Source organism: Streptomyces sp. NPDC048623 (genome assembly GCF_040650755.1).
In the GTDB taxonomy this organism is placed as follows: domain Bacteria; phylum Actinomycetota; class Actinomycetes; order Streptomycetales; family Streptomycetaceae; genus Streptomyces.
Genome location: NZ_JBEZHV010000016.1, coordinates 12,517 through 31,319 on the forward strand (window position 1 = coordinate 12,517; position 18,803 = coordinate 31,319).

10 protein-coding genes, 1 tRNA gene and 2 pseudogenes are annotated in these 18,803 nt (G+C 73.0%); 6 read left to right on the forward strand and 7 right to left on the reverse strand.

The window, feature by feature from the left end; genetic code table 11:
• Positions 1-750 (forward strand): VCBS repeat-containing protein (locus tag AB0C73_RS22665; RefSeq protein WP_362532968.1); only part of this gene is annotated, 750 nt, incomplete at its 5' end.
• 469 nt (positions 751-1,219) lie between these two features.
• Here AB0C73_RS22665 and AB0C73_RS22670 read toward each other — a convergent pair.
• Positions 1,220-4,165, reverse strand: coding sequence for a BTAD domain-containing putative transcriptional regulator (locus tag AB0C73_RS22670; RefSeq protein ID WP_362532971.1), 2,946 nt, complete (start codon positions 4,163-4,165; stop codon positions 1,220-1,222).
• A 430-nt stretch (positions 4,166-4,595) separates the two neighbouring features.
• Complete coding sequence (locus AB0C73_RS22675; RefSeq protein ID WP_362533323.1) at positions 4,596-4,922, reverse strand: hypothetical protein; 327 nt, start codon at positions 4,920-4,922, stop codon at positions 4,596-4,598.
• Between AB0C73_RS22675 and AB0C73_RS22680 the strand changes: the two are divergent.
• A pseudogene (locus tag AB0C73_RS22680) lies at positions 4,911-5,083 on the forward strand (IS5/IS1182 family transposase); the annotation flags it as partial. The gene AB0C73_RS22675 and the pseudogene AB0C73_RS22680 overlap by 12 nt on opposite strands.
• Positions 5,084-5,238: 155 nt before the next feature.
• Here the strand turns inward: AB0C73_RS22680 and AB0C73_RS22685 are convergent.
• From AB0C73_RS22685 to AB0C73_RS22700, 4 genes and pseudogenes are all read right to left on the reverse strand, one after another.
• Positions 5,239-5,784: a DUF6193 family natural product biosynthesis protein gene (locus AB0C73_RS22685; protein WP_362533295.1), complete on the reverse strand. Its 546-nt coding sequence runs from the start codon at positions 5,782-5,784 to the stop codon at positions 5,239-5,241.
• 914 nt (positions 5,785-6,698) lie between these two features.
• Positions 6,699-7,013, reverse strand: a complete 315-nt coding sequence (locus AB0C73_RS22690) for a hypothetical protein (protein WP_362532974.1) — start codon at positions 7,011-7,013, stop codon at positions 6,699-6,701.
• A gap of 168 nt (positions 7,014-7,181) precedes the next feature.
• Positions 7,182-7,255 (reverse strand) — tRNA-Met (locus tag AB0C73_RS22695).
• Positions 7,256-7,334: 79 nt separating this feature from the next.
• Positions 7,335-7,721: pseudogene (locus tag AB0C73_RS22700) on the reverse strand (ricin-type beta-trefoil lectin domain protein); the annotation flags it as partial.
• 501 nt (positions 7,722-8,222) lie between these two features.
• On the opposite strand from AB0C73_RS22700, the gene AB0C73_RS22705 reads away from it, so the two are divergent.
• Complete coding sequence (locus tag AB0C73_RS22705; protein WP_362532977.1) at positions 8,223-8,858, forward strand: SUKH-4 family immunity protein; 636 nt, start codon at positions 8,223-8,225, stop codon at positions 8,856-8,858.
• Between the two features lie 295 nt (positions 8,859-9,153).
• Here the strand turns inward: AB0C73_RS22705 and AB0C73_RS22710 are convergent, their stop codons facing one another.
• Complete coding sequence (locus tag AB0C73_RS22710; protein ID WP_362532979.1) at positions 9,154-10,866, reverse strand: protein kinase; 1,713 nt, start codon at positions 10,864-10,866, stop codon at positions 9,154-9,156.
• 253 nt (positions 10,867-11,119) lie between these two features.
• Between AB0C73_RS22710 and AB0C73_RS22715 the strand changes: the two genes are divergently transcribed.
• The 3 genes from AB0C73_RS22715 to AB0C73_RS22725 all read left to right on the forward strand — a co-directional run bounded on the left by AB0C73_RS22715 (position 11,120) and on the right by AB0C73_RS22725 (position 18,672).
• Complete coding sequence (locus AB0C73_RS22715; RefSeq protein ID WP_362533298.1) at positions 11,120-12,559, forward strand: DEAD/DEAH box helicase; 1,440 nt, start codon at positions 11,120-11,122, stop codon at positions 12,557-12,559.
• A gap of 297 nt (positions 12,560-12,856) precedes the next feature.
• On the forward strand, positions 12,857-13,741 hold the full coding sequence (locus AB0C73_RS22720; RefSeq protein ID WP_362532980.1) for a DUF4132 domain-containing protein: 885 nt from the start codon (positions 12,857-12,859) through the stop codon (positions 13,739-13,741).
• The gene (locus tag AB0C73_RS22725) at positions 13,738-18,672 is read left to right on the forward strand and encodes a DNA-binding protein (RefSeq protein ID WP_362532982.1); all 4,935 of its coding nucleotides are present in this window, start codon (positions 13,738-13,740) and stop codon (positions 18,670-18,672) included. The genes AB0C73_RS22720 and AB0C73_RS22725 overlap by 4 nt, the downstream gene beginning before the upstream one ends.
• Positions 18,673-18,803 lie beyond the last annotated feature (131 nt).

An 18,803-nucleotide genomic window follows, 5' to 3' on the forward strand; every position in this document is an offset into this window, starting at 1 on the left:
GGCGACGGCAAGGCCGACATCGGCATCCTCTACAACGAGGGCGCCGACGCCGACGGCACCAACCACACCGCCCTGTGGACCTTCACCAGCACCGGCGGCGGCTTCGCGAACCCGGTGAAGAAGTGGTCGAGCACCGGCTCCTGGAACTGGAACCGGTCGAAGGTCACCGCCGGGGACTTCAACGGCGACGGCAAGGCCGACATCGGCATCCTCTACAACGAGGGCGCCGACGCCGACGGCACCAACCACACCGCCCTGTGGACCTTCACCAGCACCGGCACCGGCACCGGCTTCGGCGGACCGCAGCGCATGTGGGACAACGACGACCGGACCACCGGCTCCTGGAGCTGGGACCGCTCCAAGCCGTTCGCCGGGGACTTCAACGGCGACGGCAAGGCCGACGTAGGCGTCCTGTACAACAATGGCGCCGACGCCGAGGGCAACAACCACACCCGGCTGTGGACCTTCACCAGCACCGGCACCGGCTTCGGCGGACCCGTCAACGCCTGGGACAACGACGACCGGACCACCGGGAGCTGGAACGCCGACTCGTCCAAGGTGACCGCCGGGGACTTCAACGGCGACGGCAGGGCCGACGTCGGGGTTCTCTACAACAACGGGTCGGATGCGGACGGCACCAACCACACCGCCCTGTGGAGCTTCACCAGCACCGGCACCGCCTTCGGCGGCCCGGTGAAGGGCTGGGACAGCACCGGTTCGTGGAGCTGGTTCCGCAGCGACCTGCTGTAACCCGCCGACAGGCGCGGCGCTCCACCCGTCGACGGTGACGAGCGGGCCGGATCCGATCAGGCGCGATGCCCCCGACCCGCCGATCCGCGCAAACGGGGGGGGACGGGACACGTGCCGGGCCGTACACCGCACCGGTGGCTGGAAGGGCATGGGCCGCCGTCGTGGGCGCACGGTCAGCCCGGGACACGTGCCCGTCGTTCCCGAAGGCCGGCGCGTTCCTGAGGGCCCGCGCCCAGGCGCCTCGCCCTGGGCGCGGCGCCGTCGGCTTCCCGCACGGGGCCGTATCACACAGGCGTGCAGCGAGGGACCGGGCACAGCGGCGGCAGCCTCGCGGCCCATCGGGCGGTCACCGGCGGACGGTGACCGACGGATAGTGACCGGCGGATAGTGACCGGCGGATAGTGACCGCCCGATGGGTCGCCCGGCCGGGGCTGGCCGGGCGGGGCTGGTCGGGCGGGCCAGCCCCGGCTCATCGGGCGGCCGCGGCCCGCCCGTCCTGGAACCGCTGCCCGGCGCAGAGGCGGCGGAGTTTCTCCAGACCTGCGAGGCCTTCCCTGACGGACACGTCGATGCTGTGCTCCCGCGCCAGCTCGACGGCTCGCTCGAAGCACTCTCCCGCCTCGCTCCAGCGGGCGAAGTGGAGGTGGCAGCGGCCCGTGATGACCAGGCAGTCGGCGATGCCCGCCACGTCCCCGACAGACTGGCGGACGGCCAACGACTCGGCCAGTGCGGCGAGTGCCTCCTCCTGCCGGCCGAGTCCGCGCAGCGTGTCACCGAGGTTCGCGAGGGTGATCGCGGTACTGGTGGGATCGCCGTAGGCCCGGAACCGGCCGAGGACCTCCCGGTGGCACCCCTCGGCCTCGGCGAACTCACCGGCTTCCAGCAAGGCGGCCCCCAGCGCACACAGGGCGAGAGTCTCGGGCCGCGGATCGTCGACCGCGCGGGCCGCTTCCATGGCCCGACGGGCATAGCACAGCGCCGTCTCGGCCCGTCCGAGCTGGTGGTAGGCCGTGGAAATGTTCGTCAGCAGCGACCCCAGGACACCGTCATCGCCGAGCTCCTCGAACAGGGCGAGGCTTGCAAGGAGCGCAGCCAGCGCCTCCTCGCCGCGGTACGAGCGCCCGAGTGACGTGCCGATGGCCCGGAGCATGACCGCCTGTCCCAGCCTGTCCCCGTGCTCCTCGGCGAACCGGAGCGCCTCCCGGTGCAAGCTCAGCACCTGCCCGGTCCACCAGCGGGAGTTCTCGTACCCTGCCAACCCCATGGCCAACTGCCAGGAGTAGTCCGGCCGGGAACAGTGCGCTGCCGTCCGGATGGCCTCGTGGACGTGCGGGAGTTCCTCCGTGCACCACCGCAGTGCCGCTGACGCGTCGGCGAACACGGGAAGCGGCGCTGCCGGTGCCTCCGCCAGCGCCAGGTGCGGGTGGGGGGCGAGCCCGACGGCGACGCCGACGCCGTCGAGCGCCTTGATGTACCAGACCAGGAGGCGCATGCGTGCGGCCTCGCTCTCCTGGGCCGGTTCCTCCACGGCCGCCCGCTCGGCGGAGTACTCGCCGAGCAGATCGTGCAAGCGGTACCGCATCGGCTCCGGGGACTCGAGGAGGTGGGAGTCCACGAGCAGTTCGAGCAGTTCGCAGGTCGGTGCGACCGGCCGGGCGATCAGGGCTGCCGCGGATTGGGTCCGGAACACGAACCCGGGCCACAGACCCAGCAGCCGGAAGAGCCGGGCGGCTTCCCGGTCGGACGCAAGGGGGCTGTCGCGCAGCGCGGCATAGCTCGACGCGAACGTCCTGTGCACGTCCAGGGGGCCCGCGGACAGGGCACGGATGCGGCTGGTGCCGGAGTCGACAAGCCGGGCCAGCGTGTCGAGGGACCAGGCCGGGCGGGACGCGAGGCGAGCGCCGACGATCCGCAGGGCGAGCGGCAGGCCTGCGCAGGCGGCCAGGACGCGCAGGGCCGCATCGTGGTCCTCGTGGAGGCGACGGGCACCGCACAGTGCGGAGAGCAGGGCCCGCTGCTCCTCCATGTCCAAAGGTGCCAGGGACACCAGCAGGGCACCGGGAAGGCCCGCGAGGGCGGTGCGGCTGGTCACCACGACCGCGGATCGGCCGTCGCCCGGGAGCAGCGGGAGGAGGTGATCGGCGTCCCGGGCGTTGTCGACAACCAGCAGGACGCGTCGTGCCGCCAGTACGGTCCGCAGCAGCGCGGCCCGGTCGTCGGTGTCCTGCGGGATCGGCCGGCCGCCACCGGCCTGCTCGTTTTGGCCGATGAGGTCGGTGAGGAATCGTGCGAGGACGTCGTGTGCGCTGCGCGGCCGGCCCGGGCCGAAGCCCCGTAGGTCCGCGTAGAGCTGGCCGTCGGGAAAGAGGTGGCCGACCTGGTGGGTCGCGTGCACGGCGAGGGCGGTCTTCCCGACGCCGCCCATCCCCGAGATCGCCACGACAGCGGGGGCACCGCGGCCGGCGGCCGCAGCCGTGAGGGCTTCGACGACGGCCCTGACCTCGGCCGCCCGACCGGTGAAATCCTGGGCGGGCAAGGGCAGCTGACGTGGTGTCGGTTCCACACCGGTGGACCAGGACCATGGGGGGTGGGCGGGGGCCGCAGGCCCGGCCGCAGGCCCGGCCGAGGGACCCGCGCCGCGCCGGGCGGGAATTCCCGCGGCCTGCCGAAACAGCACCGGATCAGCAGTCAGCACCTGCTGGTGGACGGCCAGCAACGCGGGCCCGGGGCCGATGCCGAGTTCGTCGGCCAGCCGGGTCCTGATCCCCTCGAACGCCTCCAGCGCGTCGGACTGACGGCCACTGCGGCACAGCGCAGTGATCAAGTGAACGTGGAGGCCCTCGTGCAACGGGTAGCGGGCGATCCAGCGCCTGATCTCGGGGACCGCCTCGACGTGGCGGCCCTGCCCGAGTTCGGCTTCGACGAACCAGTCCACGGCCTGCAACCGCGCCTCGCTCAGACGGTGGACATCGGCTTCCAGGCCGCCGCTGTCCGCCAGATCGCAGAGCGGTTCACCCCGCCACAGGGCCAGCGCCGCAGCAGCGTGCACACCGACGGCCGCCCGGTCACCCTCGCGGCGCGCCCGGGCGGCGGACTCCAGCAACCCCGTGAACTCCTCGAGATCGGACTCACCAGGCTCCACCTGAAGCAGGTAGCCGTTGGGCACGGAATGAAGGCGCTGCCCGCCCTCACCACCCAGCGCCCGCCGCAGCCGGACGGCATGGTTGTGCAGGGAGGCCATGGCCGTCGCGGGTGCCTCCTGCCCCCACAGCGCGTTCTGCAGCTGCTGGAGCGAAACAGGGCGGTTGGGTGCGAGCAGGAGAGCGGCCAGCAGCGCCCGGCTCTTCGCCCCCCGGATGTCCAGGGCCGCCGTTCCGTCGTGGGCGCTCACCGGTCCCAGTACGCCGAACTTCATCGTGGATCGTTCTCTCCCCCGAGAAAGCATGACAGGTCGTCATACCCCGCGTCCGCGATCATACGGGCGAGCATCGCACCCGGTCATTCGCATTCAATCACCCGCCGTATGCCACTCGAGGCGCCGGGACGGGCGCCGTTCCTCCCGGCCGGGACGGGTGCCGTTCCTCCCGGCCGGGACGGGGTGCCGTTTCGCCGTTTGTCCGGGCCGGGACGGGTGCCGTTTCCCCGGGCCGGGACGGGCCCAGGAGAAAGTCCGCCCTGCCAGGCTCGCACCGGTCGTCGCAGTCGAACCGGAAAGCCCCCAGGACCTCGTTGCCCCCAGCCTCCGCGAGGAACTCGCCCGGCGCCGGCTGCACGGCATCTCCCGCTTCATACCGACGACGAACACGACAGCGGCAGCCCCGAGAACGAACCGTCCGCGCCCCGGCTCACCGGCTGGCGTCTCGGCCGGCCGTGCGCCACGCGTAGTCACCGGCGACGGCGAGGACGAGGAAGCCCCAGGCCGTGGCGGGCAGGTACAGCCAGTTCGCCCAGGCTCCGGGCTGCGGGTACGGCAGGTCCCGGCCGATGAGTACCAGGGGCTGCTCGGCGAACCCAAAGATGCTATTCAGGACGCCGTGCAGGGTGATGAGGACGAGCAGCACGCCCCCGGTCCGCGCGATCCGCACGACGGCGCGGGCCGGGACCGGGCGCCCGCCCCACCAGCGGCAGCAGGCGCGGGAAGGTCTCGCCCCAGCCGCTACGCTCACCAGCACGCGGCCGGCGCCCGCAAAGAGGGGGCCCCGGCCGACGAGCCTGACGACCATGACATCGGCCAGTCTCACGACGGACTGACCACGAAGATCCATCTCGCGTCCGATGACCGCTGTCGGCCTCTGGACTTTGCCTCACGGCCGGACAGGCCGACGACGCGCCCGCCTTCACACACGTGACGGCCCGCCTACGAGTTCCGCGTCGACGAGAGCAGTCTCGTACGTACTCCCCCCACGCGAACCGCGACCGTCTCCCAGTACCGGCCGATCTACACGATCACCAGCCTGCCCTGCTGAAGGCGAAATCCTCCACGTTGCCTCAGCTCGCCGGCCCGAGCCCCTCAGGGAGGGAGGCCACCACAAGGGCGACGGCTTCCTCCGGCGTCCCGGTGCGCGCGACCACCTTGCCTTCGTTCCGCACCCCGTACAGCCCTTCGTCGTAGGGGCCGATCGCGTACCCGACCCGCGTCTTCCAGGGGTCCTTGACACTGGTGGAGAACCAGAGGTTGAAGTGGCTGTTGCCTGGCATCAGCCGGCGGAGCACCGGCTGGGCGTACGCCGCCGCCAGCAGCGCGTGAGGGCGCGGGTGCCGGTCGTACGGCGGCATGTGAACGCGGTCGAGCTTGGCACGCCACGTCAACTCGACGACACCGAACGGCTTCCGCTCATGGGCGAGGGCCCAGGGCCTGAACTGGATGAACGGGGCGTGCGCCCTGGTCTCCTCGAGCCCCGCGCCACCCGTCCACCCCGCCGTCGCCCTGACCACCTCGGCCAGGTCTGCGGTCCACCCACACGCCATGCGCGTGCCGTTGTCCTGAAAGTTCACCTGGAACGTGCGACGTTCTTCGTCCGGCGGATACACCATCACGCGTCGGCGTCCCCCCGCGTCAACGTACTCCGCGAGGCGACCCCACCTCCCGTCCGACTCGGGCAGGCGGCCAAGCCCGAGCCCCTCGGCCGTACGCCTCAGCGCAGCCCGGAGTGCCCCGTTATCGTGCCAGCCGCCCTCGCCAGGCCCCCCGAAGTTCATCGCCCCAGTGTGCCCAAATCACCCCGGCTGACCACCGCGCCTTCCGACCAGCGAAGGAAAGGCCTCAGCAGGGCGTCACCGTTGTCTGCGAAACGCTGGTCGATGGACATACGAGCCGCCAGTGAGCTCCTGCATGGGCCGTACACCCGGACGTAGCGGTCAGCGGAAGCAATTCGGCAGGAGTCAGACAGGAGGCCAGACCCGGCCGGCTGTCACCTCGCATGCGATGCGACGCCACTGGTCCTCCCCGCCGGGCAGGGGCCAGGCCCGGGTCGGCTGTTCCGCGGTCTTCAGGTCGTGGAGGAGGCGCACGAGCTGCGGGCCGGCCGTGGCAGCGCGCTTCGGGACGGTGGGGCCCGTGAACGGCGCGGAGTGCGGCGAAGCGTGCCGGTTCGCCCTCGTAGAAGCCCACAGCCTCGTTGACGCGCACGGCCAGGTCATCGCACGGCACCGTGCGGTGCAATTGCAGCAGCGGAGGCTCGACGGACTCGGTGATCGCCGCGGCGAGCCGTGCGTGACCGTCCAGGATCAGATGGCACCGGCTTCGTGCTGCAGATCCTCGCTGAATGCCGCAGAGCACCGTATCCGCGCCGTGCCGACACTCCCTTTCTGACAGCCCAGCGCGGTCCCATGCCCAAGGCCGCTATCGCCTCGGCCTCCCATGGAAGGCGACTCAACCTTCGGTGAGAATGCTCAGCCTTCACTGTGCGAGAGCAGCGGATGTCTCCGACCACGGCATGCAACTCTCCTCAGACTGGCCGCATCACCTGGGCCAGGCCCTCCGGAGTGTCCTTCACCTCCGGCGGCGGACCGGGGTTTCCCCGGTAGGTCACGCCATCGATCGTGACCTTGCCCGCCACCTCGGGCAGCGGCAGGTGCTCGGTCCGACCGTCGGCCGGTCCGCCGACAAAGGTCACCAGAACAGTGATCGAACTCGGGTCCATCGAAGCCGTCGCCTCCATGTTCTGCGCGTGGCCTGGGGGCGCAACACCATCACTGGCGCCACCGCAGCCCACGAGCGCAGCCAACAGGCCAACGCAGCCCGCCATCTTCAAGATCTGCACTCGCGCATCCTGCCAGGACCCGGTCACCCTCATCCCCTCGAGGCCCTGCTACGGCAGCCCAGCCCCACAACAAGCCCACCGCGGCCCGCCGCGTGTTGGCAGGAACAGGCAGCCCGAGCACAGAAAGCGGGCCCGCCGCATCGTGTGCGACGGGCCCGCTCTCCTTCGTGGCCGAGGCGGGATTCGAACCCGCGACCTCTGGGTTATGAGCCCAGCGAGCTACCGACCTGCTCCACCCGGCGACCTCCAAGCTAAGACACCAACGCCAGCCTGCACAAAGCAATTTTCCACCCCGCATCCCTCCCCCAGGCGCGATACAGCGTCCAGGCATTTGTTCGCGGCCGGGTTGACGATGTCGTGCGCGGCGGTGACCACCCATTGCTGGTTCGCGCCACCGCTGCAGTCCCACAGCTGGATGGAGGCGCCGTCGCCGGTGGCGCGGTCGACGATGTCGAGGCACTTGCCGAGGGCGCGGAGCGTTCCGTCGCCGGGGTTCGACCACCGCTGGGCGTTGGTCCCGTTGCAGGAGTAGAGCTGGACGGCGGTGCCGTTGGCACTGTTCGCCGCCGCGACGTCGATGCACTTGCCGGCGAGTCCGGTGATGGACCCCTCGGCGGCTCCGGCCGGCGCCGTGGTGAAGAGGGCGGACAGGACGGCAGTGAGCGCCGTCAGGGCCAGGGCCCGTCCGGAGAGACGACTTCTGCGCATGGGGAGGGCACGCTCCTCGGGGTTCGCCGTCAGCCGAGGGGTCGGCTGCGGATGGGGGAGAACGGGGCTGTCGCGCGACGTGAAACTAAAGGTCTGGACCACCTTGCGTCAAGAGGTGAAATAAGCTGTGAAGAAAGGGAGTTCACGCCAGTCCCGCCTCCGGATGGTTCACGCTGCGCACCACTCCCCCACGCCGAGCGCGGCACACCGCGGGGGTGGTGAGAGCTGGGTGGGGTCGGTGATGCGGGTGAGGCTGGCGGGCTGGTCAGGACTGCGTAGCGGCCGGGGACTTGGCGGCCGGAGCGCTGCCTGAGACGGCGCAGCCGGCCGGACGGAGCGTGGGTGGCTTTACGCTCGTAGCATCGGTGGAGTCGGCGGAAGCCGACAGGGCGGGCTCCGGTGCCTTCGACGGTCCGGTGGTGACGGCCTGCCGTATCGTGACCGCGTCCCTCCGCGTGAGTCCCACAGCGCCCGCACGACGCCGAATTCGGAGTTCCAGCAGTGCTTTTCGATGTCACCCGCAGCGAACTCGCCGACATCTTCGGCGAGGACCGGCTCGCGACCCTGCCTGCCACGGCCTTCCCGGCCTCCGCCGCGGACACCGAGGGCGCCCGCCTTCTGCGGACCGTCGGCGTACCCACCGGGACGCTCTGGCTGTGTGAGGCCGCCGGGGACTCCGATGGGCTGCCCCTCGTCCAGGACGTCGTCGACACCGAGGACTTCGAGGACGCCCCGGAGGGCGCGGGCGCATGGCCCGTCATCGGCTGGCTGCTCAACGCCCACCTCGCGCTGGACCCAGGATCCGGCAAGGTGTACGCCTTCGACGCCGACGAGGAGACCGTACAGGAACTCCACACGGACGTCTCGTCCCTCGTCCAGGTGACCCTCGGGTTCCAGCGCCTGCTCGAGGAGTTCACCTTCGACGACGGTGACGGAGACGGCGGCGGAGACGAAGACGAGGAAGCCGGCTTCGAGCGCCTGGAGCGCGAGGTCGAGCGAATCCGCCGGGAGATCAGCAGCATTGACCCGCTCCCCTTCCAGAACGACGAGACCGTCTGGTCGGTGGTCGGTGAGGAGATCGCCATGGGCCAGCGCTTCATGAGCAACAGCCCGGGAGGCCGCACGCTCTACGGGTGATCGCACGGCGATCACCACGGCACAGCATCCACCTCGGTGGCGGAACGGGACGGGCGGGCGGAGGTGACCGGCCCGGCTCCGGCGACGGTCAGTGCGGTGAGCAGGGTCGGAGAGCTCGCCACGACCTCGTTTCGCGACCCTGCGCCGGGAGGACCCCCACCCCCGACACGGTCAGCGCGTTCGAGGCGACCGCCACCGCCATCCCCCCACGTCTTCCAGGCCCAGCGGCTCCTCCGCGTCGCCACCACCCACCCCCACGGCCCGGCAAGCAGACCGGCGTCGGCGCCGCGCCGCGTCAACAGCGGGCGAGCGTGCCGCTGTCCACGGTCGACTTGTCGCCGAACACCCAGCCCACAGTGTCCGTGCCGGGGATGCGGGCGTAGATCCACTTGTTGGCGTGGGCATTGGTGACGTAGCAGTCGTAGGAGAGCTTCGTCCCCGACTTGAGCGCGGTCACATAGGAGCAGTCCGCGTACGGACCGGTGTAGAGGTGCGTGTTCTGGGAGGCATGGCCTGTGCCGCTGCTGCGGTTCGAGTGGGCCCAGCCGGTGCACGCCGTCGACACCGGAACGGGCTCCTGCGCCGTGGAGCTGGGCGTCGTCCTCGGGGAGGCTGTCGGGCTCCCGGCCGGCTTGTCGTCCCCGCCGCTCGGCGACGGGGTGGGGCCGGTGTCCCGGTCCTCGGCCTTCTTCGACGGGGTGCCGGAAGCCGTCTCGCCGGGGCCGAGGGACGTCAGGTCGCCCGGGGAGGTCGGGCCGTCGGTCGTACCGCCCGCACCGGACATGTCCCCGTCGGCGGGGGTGCTCGACGCGGGAAGCGGCGCCGTGGCCGCCCCTCCCCCGTCCTCGGGGCCTCGCATGCCCGTCAGGGCGTAGACGACTCCGCCGCAGGTGAGGACGGTGGCAGCCGCCACCGCGACGATGGTGCGGGTACGGCGGCGCGCGCGGTCCGGCACCACACCCGGCGGTGCCACGGCTGTCTGCGCCATGCGCGGATGCGTCATGCCCGGCTGCGCCATGGCTGCCGGCGGCGGAGCGGCGTACGTACCGGGGACGGGCTGCGCGAACGGTGCGGCGACGGCCGGACCGAAGCCCGGCTGAGTGAGGGGCTGCGAAGCGACCGGCTGGGGAGCCGGTGCCGCCGGGAGGTCCGTCCGCCTGCCCCCGGCCACCGCCTCCAGCATCTCGCGCGCCTGTGCGGCGTCGGGCCGCTGCAGCGGATCCTTGGCCATCAGCGCCCGCAGGACCGGGGTGAGCGGCCCGGCCCGGCGGGGTTCCGGCAGGGGTTCGCCGACGATCGCCGCCAGCGTCTCCCACACCGACGTACGGCGGAAGGCCGAGGCGCCCTCCACGGCCGCGTACAGCGTCATGCCGAGCGCCCAGATGTCCGACGGGGCACCCGGTACCTGGCCCTGTGCGCGCTCCGGCGGCAGATAGTCGAGGGATCCGACGATCTGGCCGCTCTGGGTCAGTTTGGCCAGGGCCTCGTCGCCGGGGGTGTCCATGCTGGCGATGCCGAAGTCGGTGAGCACGACGCGGCCGCCGTGTTCCAGGAGTACGTTGCCGGGCTTGACGTCGCGGTGGAGGACCCCGGCCCGGTGTGCCGCGTCGAGCGCGTCCATCAGCTGGGCGCCGATCGCGGCCACCTCGCGCGGGTCGAGTGAGCCGCGCCGCGTCAGCACGTCGTCGAGGGAGGGCCCGTCGACCAGCTCCATGACGATGACGGGCAGCCCCCGCTCCTCGACCACGTCGTGCACGGTGACCACTCCCGGGTGCCGGACACGGGCGGCGGCCTGTGCCTCCCGCTGCATCCGGGTCCGCAGACCGGCCAGTTCGGCCGGGGAGGCGTCGGTGTAGGCCCGCAGGACCTTGACGGCGACCTCGCGGTGCAGCAACTCGTCCGTCGCCCGGGCGACCACACCCATGCCGCCGCGGCCGATCGTCGCGGTCACGCGGTACCGCCCGCCCAGAACCTCGCCGACCAGATCCGAGCCGTTCGCCGCCGTCACCTGTCACACCCCGTTCGTCGCACTGCTCGCACTGTTCACACTGTTCGCGCCGACGGCATCGTTCGCACTGCTCGCACTGCTCGCACTGCTCGCATCGTTCGAAGCCCGCCACATGGCGGGCACCAGGTTAGGGGTGTGCCTGTGTGCGAGTGCGCACGGTCCGCCCCGGGGTTCGATCACCCGGAGGATTCGGCCGGTCCCTCCCCGCCGTGTTTTCCTTGACGGGCACCCCAGAGAAGAAGGCATGGCATCCATGAACCGCTCGGACCGTACGGGAGACCTCACAGGCCTCGCCGGCCTCACGGAGCTCACCAGCACCCCGCCGCTCCCGGCCGTGGAGCGTTTCGACGCGATGGGGCTGCCCGAGGCGGTTCTGGCGACGCTGGGCGACCAGGGGGTCACCGCGCCGTTCCCGATCCAGTCGGCCGCCCTGCCCAGTGCCCTCGCGGGCCGTGACGTCCTCGGCCGGGGGCGTACCGGGTCGGGCAAGACGCTCGCATTCGGGCTCGCGCTCCTCGTCCGTACGGCCGGCCGGCGCGCCGACGCGAAGAAGCCGCTCGCGCTGGTGCTCGTACCGACGCGCGAGCTGGCCCAGCAGGTGGCCGAGGCGCTCGCGCCGTACGCGCAGGTCCTGGGGCTGCGCCTCGCCACCGTCGTGGGCGGGCTGCAGTCGGGGCGGCAGGCGGCCGAGCTGCGGGCCGGGGCCGAGGTGCTCGTCGCCACCCCGGGGCGGCTCAAGGACCTCGTCGCGCGCAGGGACTGCCGGCTCGACCAGGTGGAGATCACGGTCCTCGACGAGGCCGACCAGATGGCCGACATGGGCTTCCTGCCCCAGGTGACCGAACTGCTCGACCTGGTGCGGCCCGGTGGGCAGCGGATGCTGTTCTCGGCCACGCTGGACCGGGACGTCGAGCTCCTGGTCCGCCGGTACCTGAAGGACCCGGTGATCCACGCGGCCGACCTCGCAGGGGAAGGGGACGGCGACTCCACGGTCGAGCACCACGTCCTCCACGTCCATGGTGCCGACAAGTTCGCCACCGCCGCGGAGATCGCCGCGCGCGACGGGCGCGTGATCATGTTCCTGGACACGAAGGCCGCCGTCGACCGGTTCACCCGGCAGCTCGTCGGCAGCGGGGTGCGGGCCGCCGCGCTGCACAGCGGCAAGTCGCAGCCGCAGCGCACCGACACCCTGGAGCGGTTCAGGACCGGGGCGGTCACCGTCCTGGTGGCGACGAACGTCGCCGCCCGCGGCATCCACGTCGACGACCTCGACCTCGTCGTCAACGTCGACCCGCCCACCGACTCCAAGGACTACCTCCACCGCGGCGGCCGTACGGCCCGGGCCGGGGCCTCCGGAAGCGTCGTCACCCTGGCCCTGCCCGACCAGCGCCGCGACCTGGCTCGTGTCCTCGCGGAGGCGGGCATCAGGCCCCGGATCACCAAGGTCGGCCCCGGTGACGCCGAGCTGCGCCGCATCACCGGAGCCAAGGCGCCCGCCGTCGCCCCCGCCGTCGCCCCCGCAGGCGGCACGCCCGCCGCAGCGGACCGCGACGGGCGGCGCGGCGCGGCCTTCCGCGGCATCGGCACCGTCCCGGGCAAGGCGGGCCGTGCCAAGAACGAGTCCCGCAAGTCCGCCGAGGCACGGCGCACGGCCGAGGCCCGCAAGGCCGCCCGCGTACGGCGCGGCAAGTAGGCGGCCGCGGCCGGCGCCGACCGGCGCCGTGCCGAGAGCGGTCGGAGGCCGTAGGTGTGGGACTCCGCGCGCCTGGCTCGGTGCCCGTTCCGCATCTCGCTCCGCACCTGGCTCCGGCCTGGCTCCGCACCTGCTCCGCACCTGACTCCGTGCCAGGCACCCCCCGGCCGGAGGGCGTTGTCAGTGGCCCTCGTTAGTCTCCCCACATGTCGCAGTTCAGGGGCTTCGCGCCCCTCGTTCGGGCTGCGCTGAGGACATCCGACGGACATCTGACGGACAGGCGGAGGGGCACGGCTGATGGCGTGGCTGGCAGCGGGTGAGGGGTACGAGATCACCCTCGAGGACGGGCGTGTGGTCGCACGGCGCGTCGGGGGGCGGCAGTTGAAGACGCTGCCGAAGGCGTTGCGCGACAGTACCGAGGTCGACCGGCTGCGGCGGCTCGCCGAGTGGCTGGACCGGCACGCGGCCTCGTGCGTGGCGCAGGTGGATGCCTGGATGGTGTCGTCGCTCCCGGTTCCGACCGAGCTGATCGCGCGGGTGTGGCCGGACGAGGCGTGGCAGGCGGCGCTGCGGGACATGGCCGTGGTGGGCGACGACCCGGACGAGGTCGGTTTCCTGCGGGACGTCACCGCCGACGGGGAGCTCAAGGTGGTCGACCTGGACGGCGAGACCGTACGGCTTTCGCCGCGCACGGTGACGCTCCCTCACCCCGTGCTTCTTCCCGACCTGGACGACGTGCGGGACTTCGCGGCCGACCTCGGCATCACGCAGAAGGTCGAGCAGATCCACCGGGCCACCTGGTCGAAGACGGACGGCTCGGAGGGGTCGGACGGCGCGAAGGCCGCGCGTCCGGAGTCGGCGACGGAGGTACGGGACTACGCGGGCGGGAAGTTCGCCTCGCGGTTCGGTCTGGCGGCGCGCGCCACGAGCCTCGGCTACCGGGTGTCCGGCGGCTACGCCACATGCAAGGTGCGCGACGGGGGCCGCAGCACGGAGGCGTCGGTGTGGATCGGCGAGCCGTACTGGGACGGGGAGTCGGAGACCGGCGGGCTGAGCTGGCACGACGAGGACGGCCGCGCGGTGCGGCTGGGCGAGGTCGGGCCGGTGGCCTGGTCCGAGGGGATGCGCATGGCCGCTGCGCTGTACGCCGGCCGCACGATCGAAGAGGGTGGGGACGCGTGACCGGCACGGGTGTGAGCGGCGACAAGGGCGTGAACGACAACAAGGAGCTGCTGGCGGCGGGGGCGGTGCTCCCGGCCGGCACACAGGGAGCCGGCCCTTCGGCGGTCGAGCTGACCGCGCGGGCCTACCGCCACGCGGTGCTCGGTGAGGACCGGGTCGTCGTACGGCTCGCCGCGGCCGAACTCGGCCCCGCCGAGGACCTCGCCGCCGGCTTCCTCGGGCTCGAACCGCACGGCGAGCCGGCCGTGGTCGGTCTCGGCCGGCGCCAGGAGCTCGGCTTCCCCGAGTGGGTGCTCGTGCACCACCCGGAGGACGGGCACCACGCCCTGGCGGTCGTGCCGGAGCTGGACCGGCTGGCCCGGCAGGCCAAAACCAAGCCCAAGGCCGCGCTCGACGCCTGCCTCGAGCTGGCCGGGCGGCTCGCCTCGGCCGTACCGCACTTCCTCCCGGTCTTCTACGAGCAGGCCGCGCGGGTCTTCCTCGGCGTCGAGAACGCCACGTACGCGGGCCAGTTGTTCGGCCGCGCCCGTACGAGCGAGGCGCAGCACGGGCTGACGGTCGACGAGGACCGGCTCGACGCCGTGTTCCTGGAGTTCGCCCTGGCCGGTGCGCTGCCGGTGAAGGTGCTGACGGGTTACGGCAAGGATCTGTCGGCCCGGCTGGCGCCGGTCGAGGCGTACGAGCGGTTCCGGCGCCTGTGCGTGCGCCGGACCGCCGGCGGCCTGGCGCCCTCCGCCCAGGCCGCGGCGGAGCTGAAGCGGCTGGCCCGTGCCGCGTCCCTGTCCGGCAACGAGGCGGAGCAGGACTACCTGGCCGAGCTCCTGCCGCTGCCGGCCACGCTGCGGGCCGCCGCCGGCTGGTGGAAGTCGCACCGCGGCGCGCTGGTCGCGCTGGCCCGGCGCGTTCCGTCGGTGCGGGGCACGCTGCTTTCGATGAACCCGCCGGGGGACAGCGGGGAGATGACCGAGCTGTGGCTGGGGATCCTGGCGGATTCGGGAGCGGACGCCGGTCTCACGGACACCGGCCTGCCGCAGGAGGAGCAGTGCTCCGACGGCGCGGCGGGCTGGCTGGAGCGCTTCCACGGCGCCCGGCACCGCGGTTGGGGGCCGCGCCCGACGCCGCCCGCGCTGCTGGGGCTGGTGGAGCGGGCGGCCGGCCGGCTGCGTGCCGATCTGGCGGCGCGGCCCGAGGGCGAGCGGTTCCTGCGGATCGGCGTCGAGGACGTGAACCTGCTCGACCTCCTGCTGTCGCTCGAGGTCGCGGTCGCCGATCCCGAGGGGAAGTCCGCCCAGCACCACCGGCGTGGCAACGCCATGAACCTGTCGGACTGGGCGCGTGGCGAGGAGCGGCGGGACCTGGTCGCGCTGGCGGCCGATCCGCGCTTCCGGCCCGCCTTCCGCCGCGGGGCGAACGGCTACCACGACGCGGGTTCCGGTACGGATGTGATGCAGCGGCTCGCCGCCTCGCCCGGCGGGCGCCCGATGCTCACCGAGTGGATGCGGGAGGTCGCCGCCTCTTCGGTGGCGGCCGGGCTGCCCGGACTGCCGTCCGCGATCCAGCGTCTTTCGTGGCTGCCCTCCGAGGCGCTCGCGCTCGCGCCGCAGGAGGTCGCGGCCGCGGCCGGTGCCGATCTGGGCGAGGCCGTGGCCCGCACGCTGCGCGGCGGCCTGTGGGAGGAGCTGCGCTGGCCGGCCTGGGAGGAGGCGCTGGCGGAGCTGGTGCCCGGGCACCACGGCACCGAGGGTCTGACCGTCGTCGAGGCCTGGCCGTACCTGATCGTGGCCAATGCGACGCAGGCGCGGGTGATCGACGCCGACTCCACCGTCCTCGTGCACGATCTGCGGATGCCCACCACGCACGTGTGGCGGAGGGGCTTCCATTACGTGGACGGCGCGCTCCTGGTGTTCTGGAGGACGTACAACGGGCGTGAGCCGCGCGGCTACTGGCACACCGCTCCCGACGCGGTGTTCGACCTCGTCGGCTCCGACCACTGGAGCATGCGTTCGGAGAACCCCAGCCTGCAGCTGCCCGGCGGCGGCCGCACCACCGGCGGCGGGGTCCTGCACGGCGGCGACACGAAGCTGCCCGGGGAGCGCGAGCTGTTGTCCGACGGCACCTCGTACTGGGTGTGGCAGAACGCCGACGGAGCGGACAAGGGCGGCTGGCTGGAGTACGACCCCGCAGGGGGTGCCTACGGCCGGCGCTCACAGCCCGGATTCCTCGCCGACGCGCTGCTGGGGCACGCCCCCGGGGCCGAGTTGGTGGCGAGCTCGTGTCGGCTGCTGCCCGCGCCGGCGGTGGCGGGTTCGGTCCAGGGGACGTCCGCGGACGGGCTCCTCGGCTGGCGTGTCGTACGGCTGCCGGACGGGAGCCACCACGGCGAGGACACCGCCGGACGGGTCGTCGTCCTTCCCAAGGGCGCCGACCGGCCGGTCGGCGCGCTGGCCTTCCCCGGCGACGACCGGCCGCGGGCCCTGGCCCGGCAGTGGCGTGAGGTGGCGCTCCGCGATCCCGAGGGCGTGGTCACGACGACGGCTCAGTGCGACCACCGCAACGAGCTGTACGGGACCGCGGCCCAGCCCCTGCCGCCGCTTGCGTATCTGCACATGCTGCGCGCGCGTGATCCGCAGGGGTCGGCCGCGCTGCGGGGTGCCGACGCGGAGTCGGCCGGCGTCCTGCTGAAGGCGGCCGCGCTGGCGGAGCGGGGGGCGGACGTGCCGGAGCTGGTGCGCGCCGCGCTGCCGCAGGTCTCGGCGCCCGAGCTGATCGCCGGTGTGGTGAAGGTGCTGCGCTTCGCGGTGCGGCAGCAGAAGGCGCTGGACGAGGTGGCCGCCCGGCTCGACCCGGTCGCCGGGCCCGCGGAGCTCCGGGTCCAGGGCCCGAGCGACGAGCTGCTCGGCGAGGCGCTGAACGGCATCCTCGACAGCGGCTACTACCACTACGGCAGGGACGGCGATGTGACCCACCGTTATCTGGAGGCGCTGGCGTCCGTACGTGCGGACGCCTCCGCCGAGGCGCTGCCGGGCCGGCTGCATTTCGACCTGCCGTCGCTGCCGTACACGCGCCTGCCGTTCGTCCCGCTCCTCGACGAGCCGGCCGCGATCGCCTACCGGGCCGTCGCGCCGGGCTCCGACCCGAAGCACCGGGCGGCCCTGCTCGATGTGCTCGGCCAGGTCGACTCGCTGGGGCTGGCCTCGACCGCGGCTTCGGCCGGTCGCTGGCGGCGGGTCCTGGTCCATCTGGCGACGCCCCATCTGCACACGCCGGACGGGCAGGGGCGCAACCAGTGGCACCGCAGTGTGCTGCCCCTGGGCGGCGGTGCGGCGCTCGGCATCACCGAGCACACCTCCGGCGTCGCCGACGGGTGGGAGTTCGGGGCGCTGTTCCACGATCCGAGCGGCCGTTTCGAGGTGCCCGGCCCTTACACCGTGCGGGGTGACTCGCCGGTGGGCGACCGGGTGCGCGGGTCCGACTGGCTGAGCGGCTTCCTGCGGGAGGCGCGGTCGCGTGCGGAGGTGCCCTTCGTGCCGGAGGCCGCCGAGGAGTTCAGCCGCCTCACCGGCGTGTCCGGGGCGCTGGCCAGGATCGTTCTGGTGGGCATGCCCGGCGTGGACGGCTGGCAGAACAACTTCCTGCCGGCCGAGCTGCGCAAGGCGCTCGGCCTGAAGGTGGCGGAGGCGAGGCACGCGCGCGACGAGCTGCGCACGCTCACGGTCGAGGTGCGCCGGGCGCTGCTCGCGGCGCTGCTGCCGGAGGACCCGGCACGGCTGTGGACGGAGGGCCCGGATGTCGCGGCGGCGGCCGCCGTGTGGAACGAGAAGGTGGGACGGCGCCGGCAGGTGCCCGACTGGCTGGCGGCGGAGGCCGCGCGGGCCGCGCGCAGCGGCTGGCCCCTGCACCGGGCGCTCCCGGCGCTGCTCGACCCGGCGGGGTCGAAGGAACTCGGCGTCGACGTGGCGTGGCGCATCGAGGGCGACCACCCGGAGCTCGTGGCGCCCGCCGAGGCGCCTTTCACCTCGGAGGTGCTGGCCGGTTCGATGAGCCTGACGGCCTGGCTGGCCCACCGGCTGCCCGCCGGCGATCCGGTACGGGCTGCGCTGCCCGGTGCCCTGTCCGCCGTACGGCAGCGGCTGGCGGCGCCGGAACTGCTGCTCTCCGTGGGCCACTACACGAGCCTCGCGGACTTCCGGAAGGTGGCCGGCGCTCCGACGGAGACGGCACCGGACCACGAGCGGTACGGCGCGGTGCTCATGGCCACGCAGGACGGTCAGCCGCGGCCGGCCGTGCGGACCGCCCTGCTCGACTCCACCGGGTCCGACCCGTATCTGGTGGCGCTGCGCGGCCCCGATCAGCAGCCGACCGCGGTCGAGACGGCCCTGAAGCGCGCGCACGACCCGGCGTTCGCACGGCTCCTCGCCGCCCCGGGGGCGCCCGCGGCCGGCGAGACGGACGGCGAGGGCTTGTGGTGGCCGCAGGATCCTTCGCGTTCGGTGCCGGAGCTGGTGGCCGAGGTCGCCGAAGCCCGCGGCCTGGGCGCCGATGCGGCGACGCTGTATCTGATGCTGCTCGCCATGCCCGATCCGACGGACCGCAACACGGCGCGGTGGACGGGATGGAAGCCGGCCCGCCTCAAGGCGGCGCGGGCCGAACTCGCCGGGACCGACCTGGTGGTGTCGGCCGTACGGGCCCGGGCCGGGCGCTCGCTGTTCCTGCCCGGTGCCTGGGCCGAGCAGTCGTCGCCCGTCCTGCCGGTCGAGCAGTGGAAGCTGCCGATGTACGGGGTGGGCGCGGGCAACCAGCCGGTCCTGGGCGCGCTGGTGCCGACCGAACCGGCCGCGGAGCTGTTCGCCCGGGCGTGGCGGCGGATCCTCGACGGGGACGTGCCGCGCTTCGAGGAGCTGAAGGTGAGGCGTACGCGGCGCCGCCGCTGAGGCGCGGCCTGACAGCGTCGGTGAACCGCGGCCCGGCCGCCTTGAGGCGGGCCGCGTGTCGCCGGCACGGCGGGGCGCGCCCGTCCCCGGGTGCGCCGCGCCGGTCCCCGTACCCGTTCCCCGCAGTACCC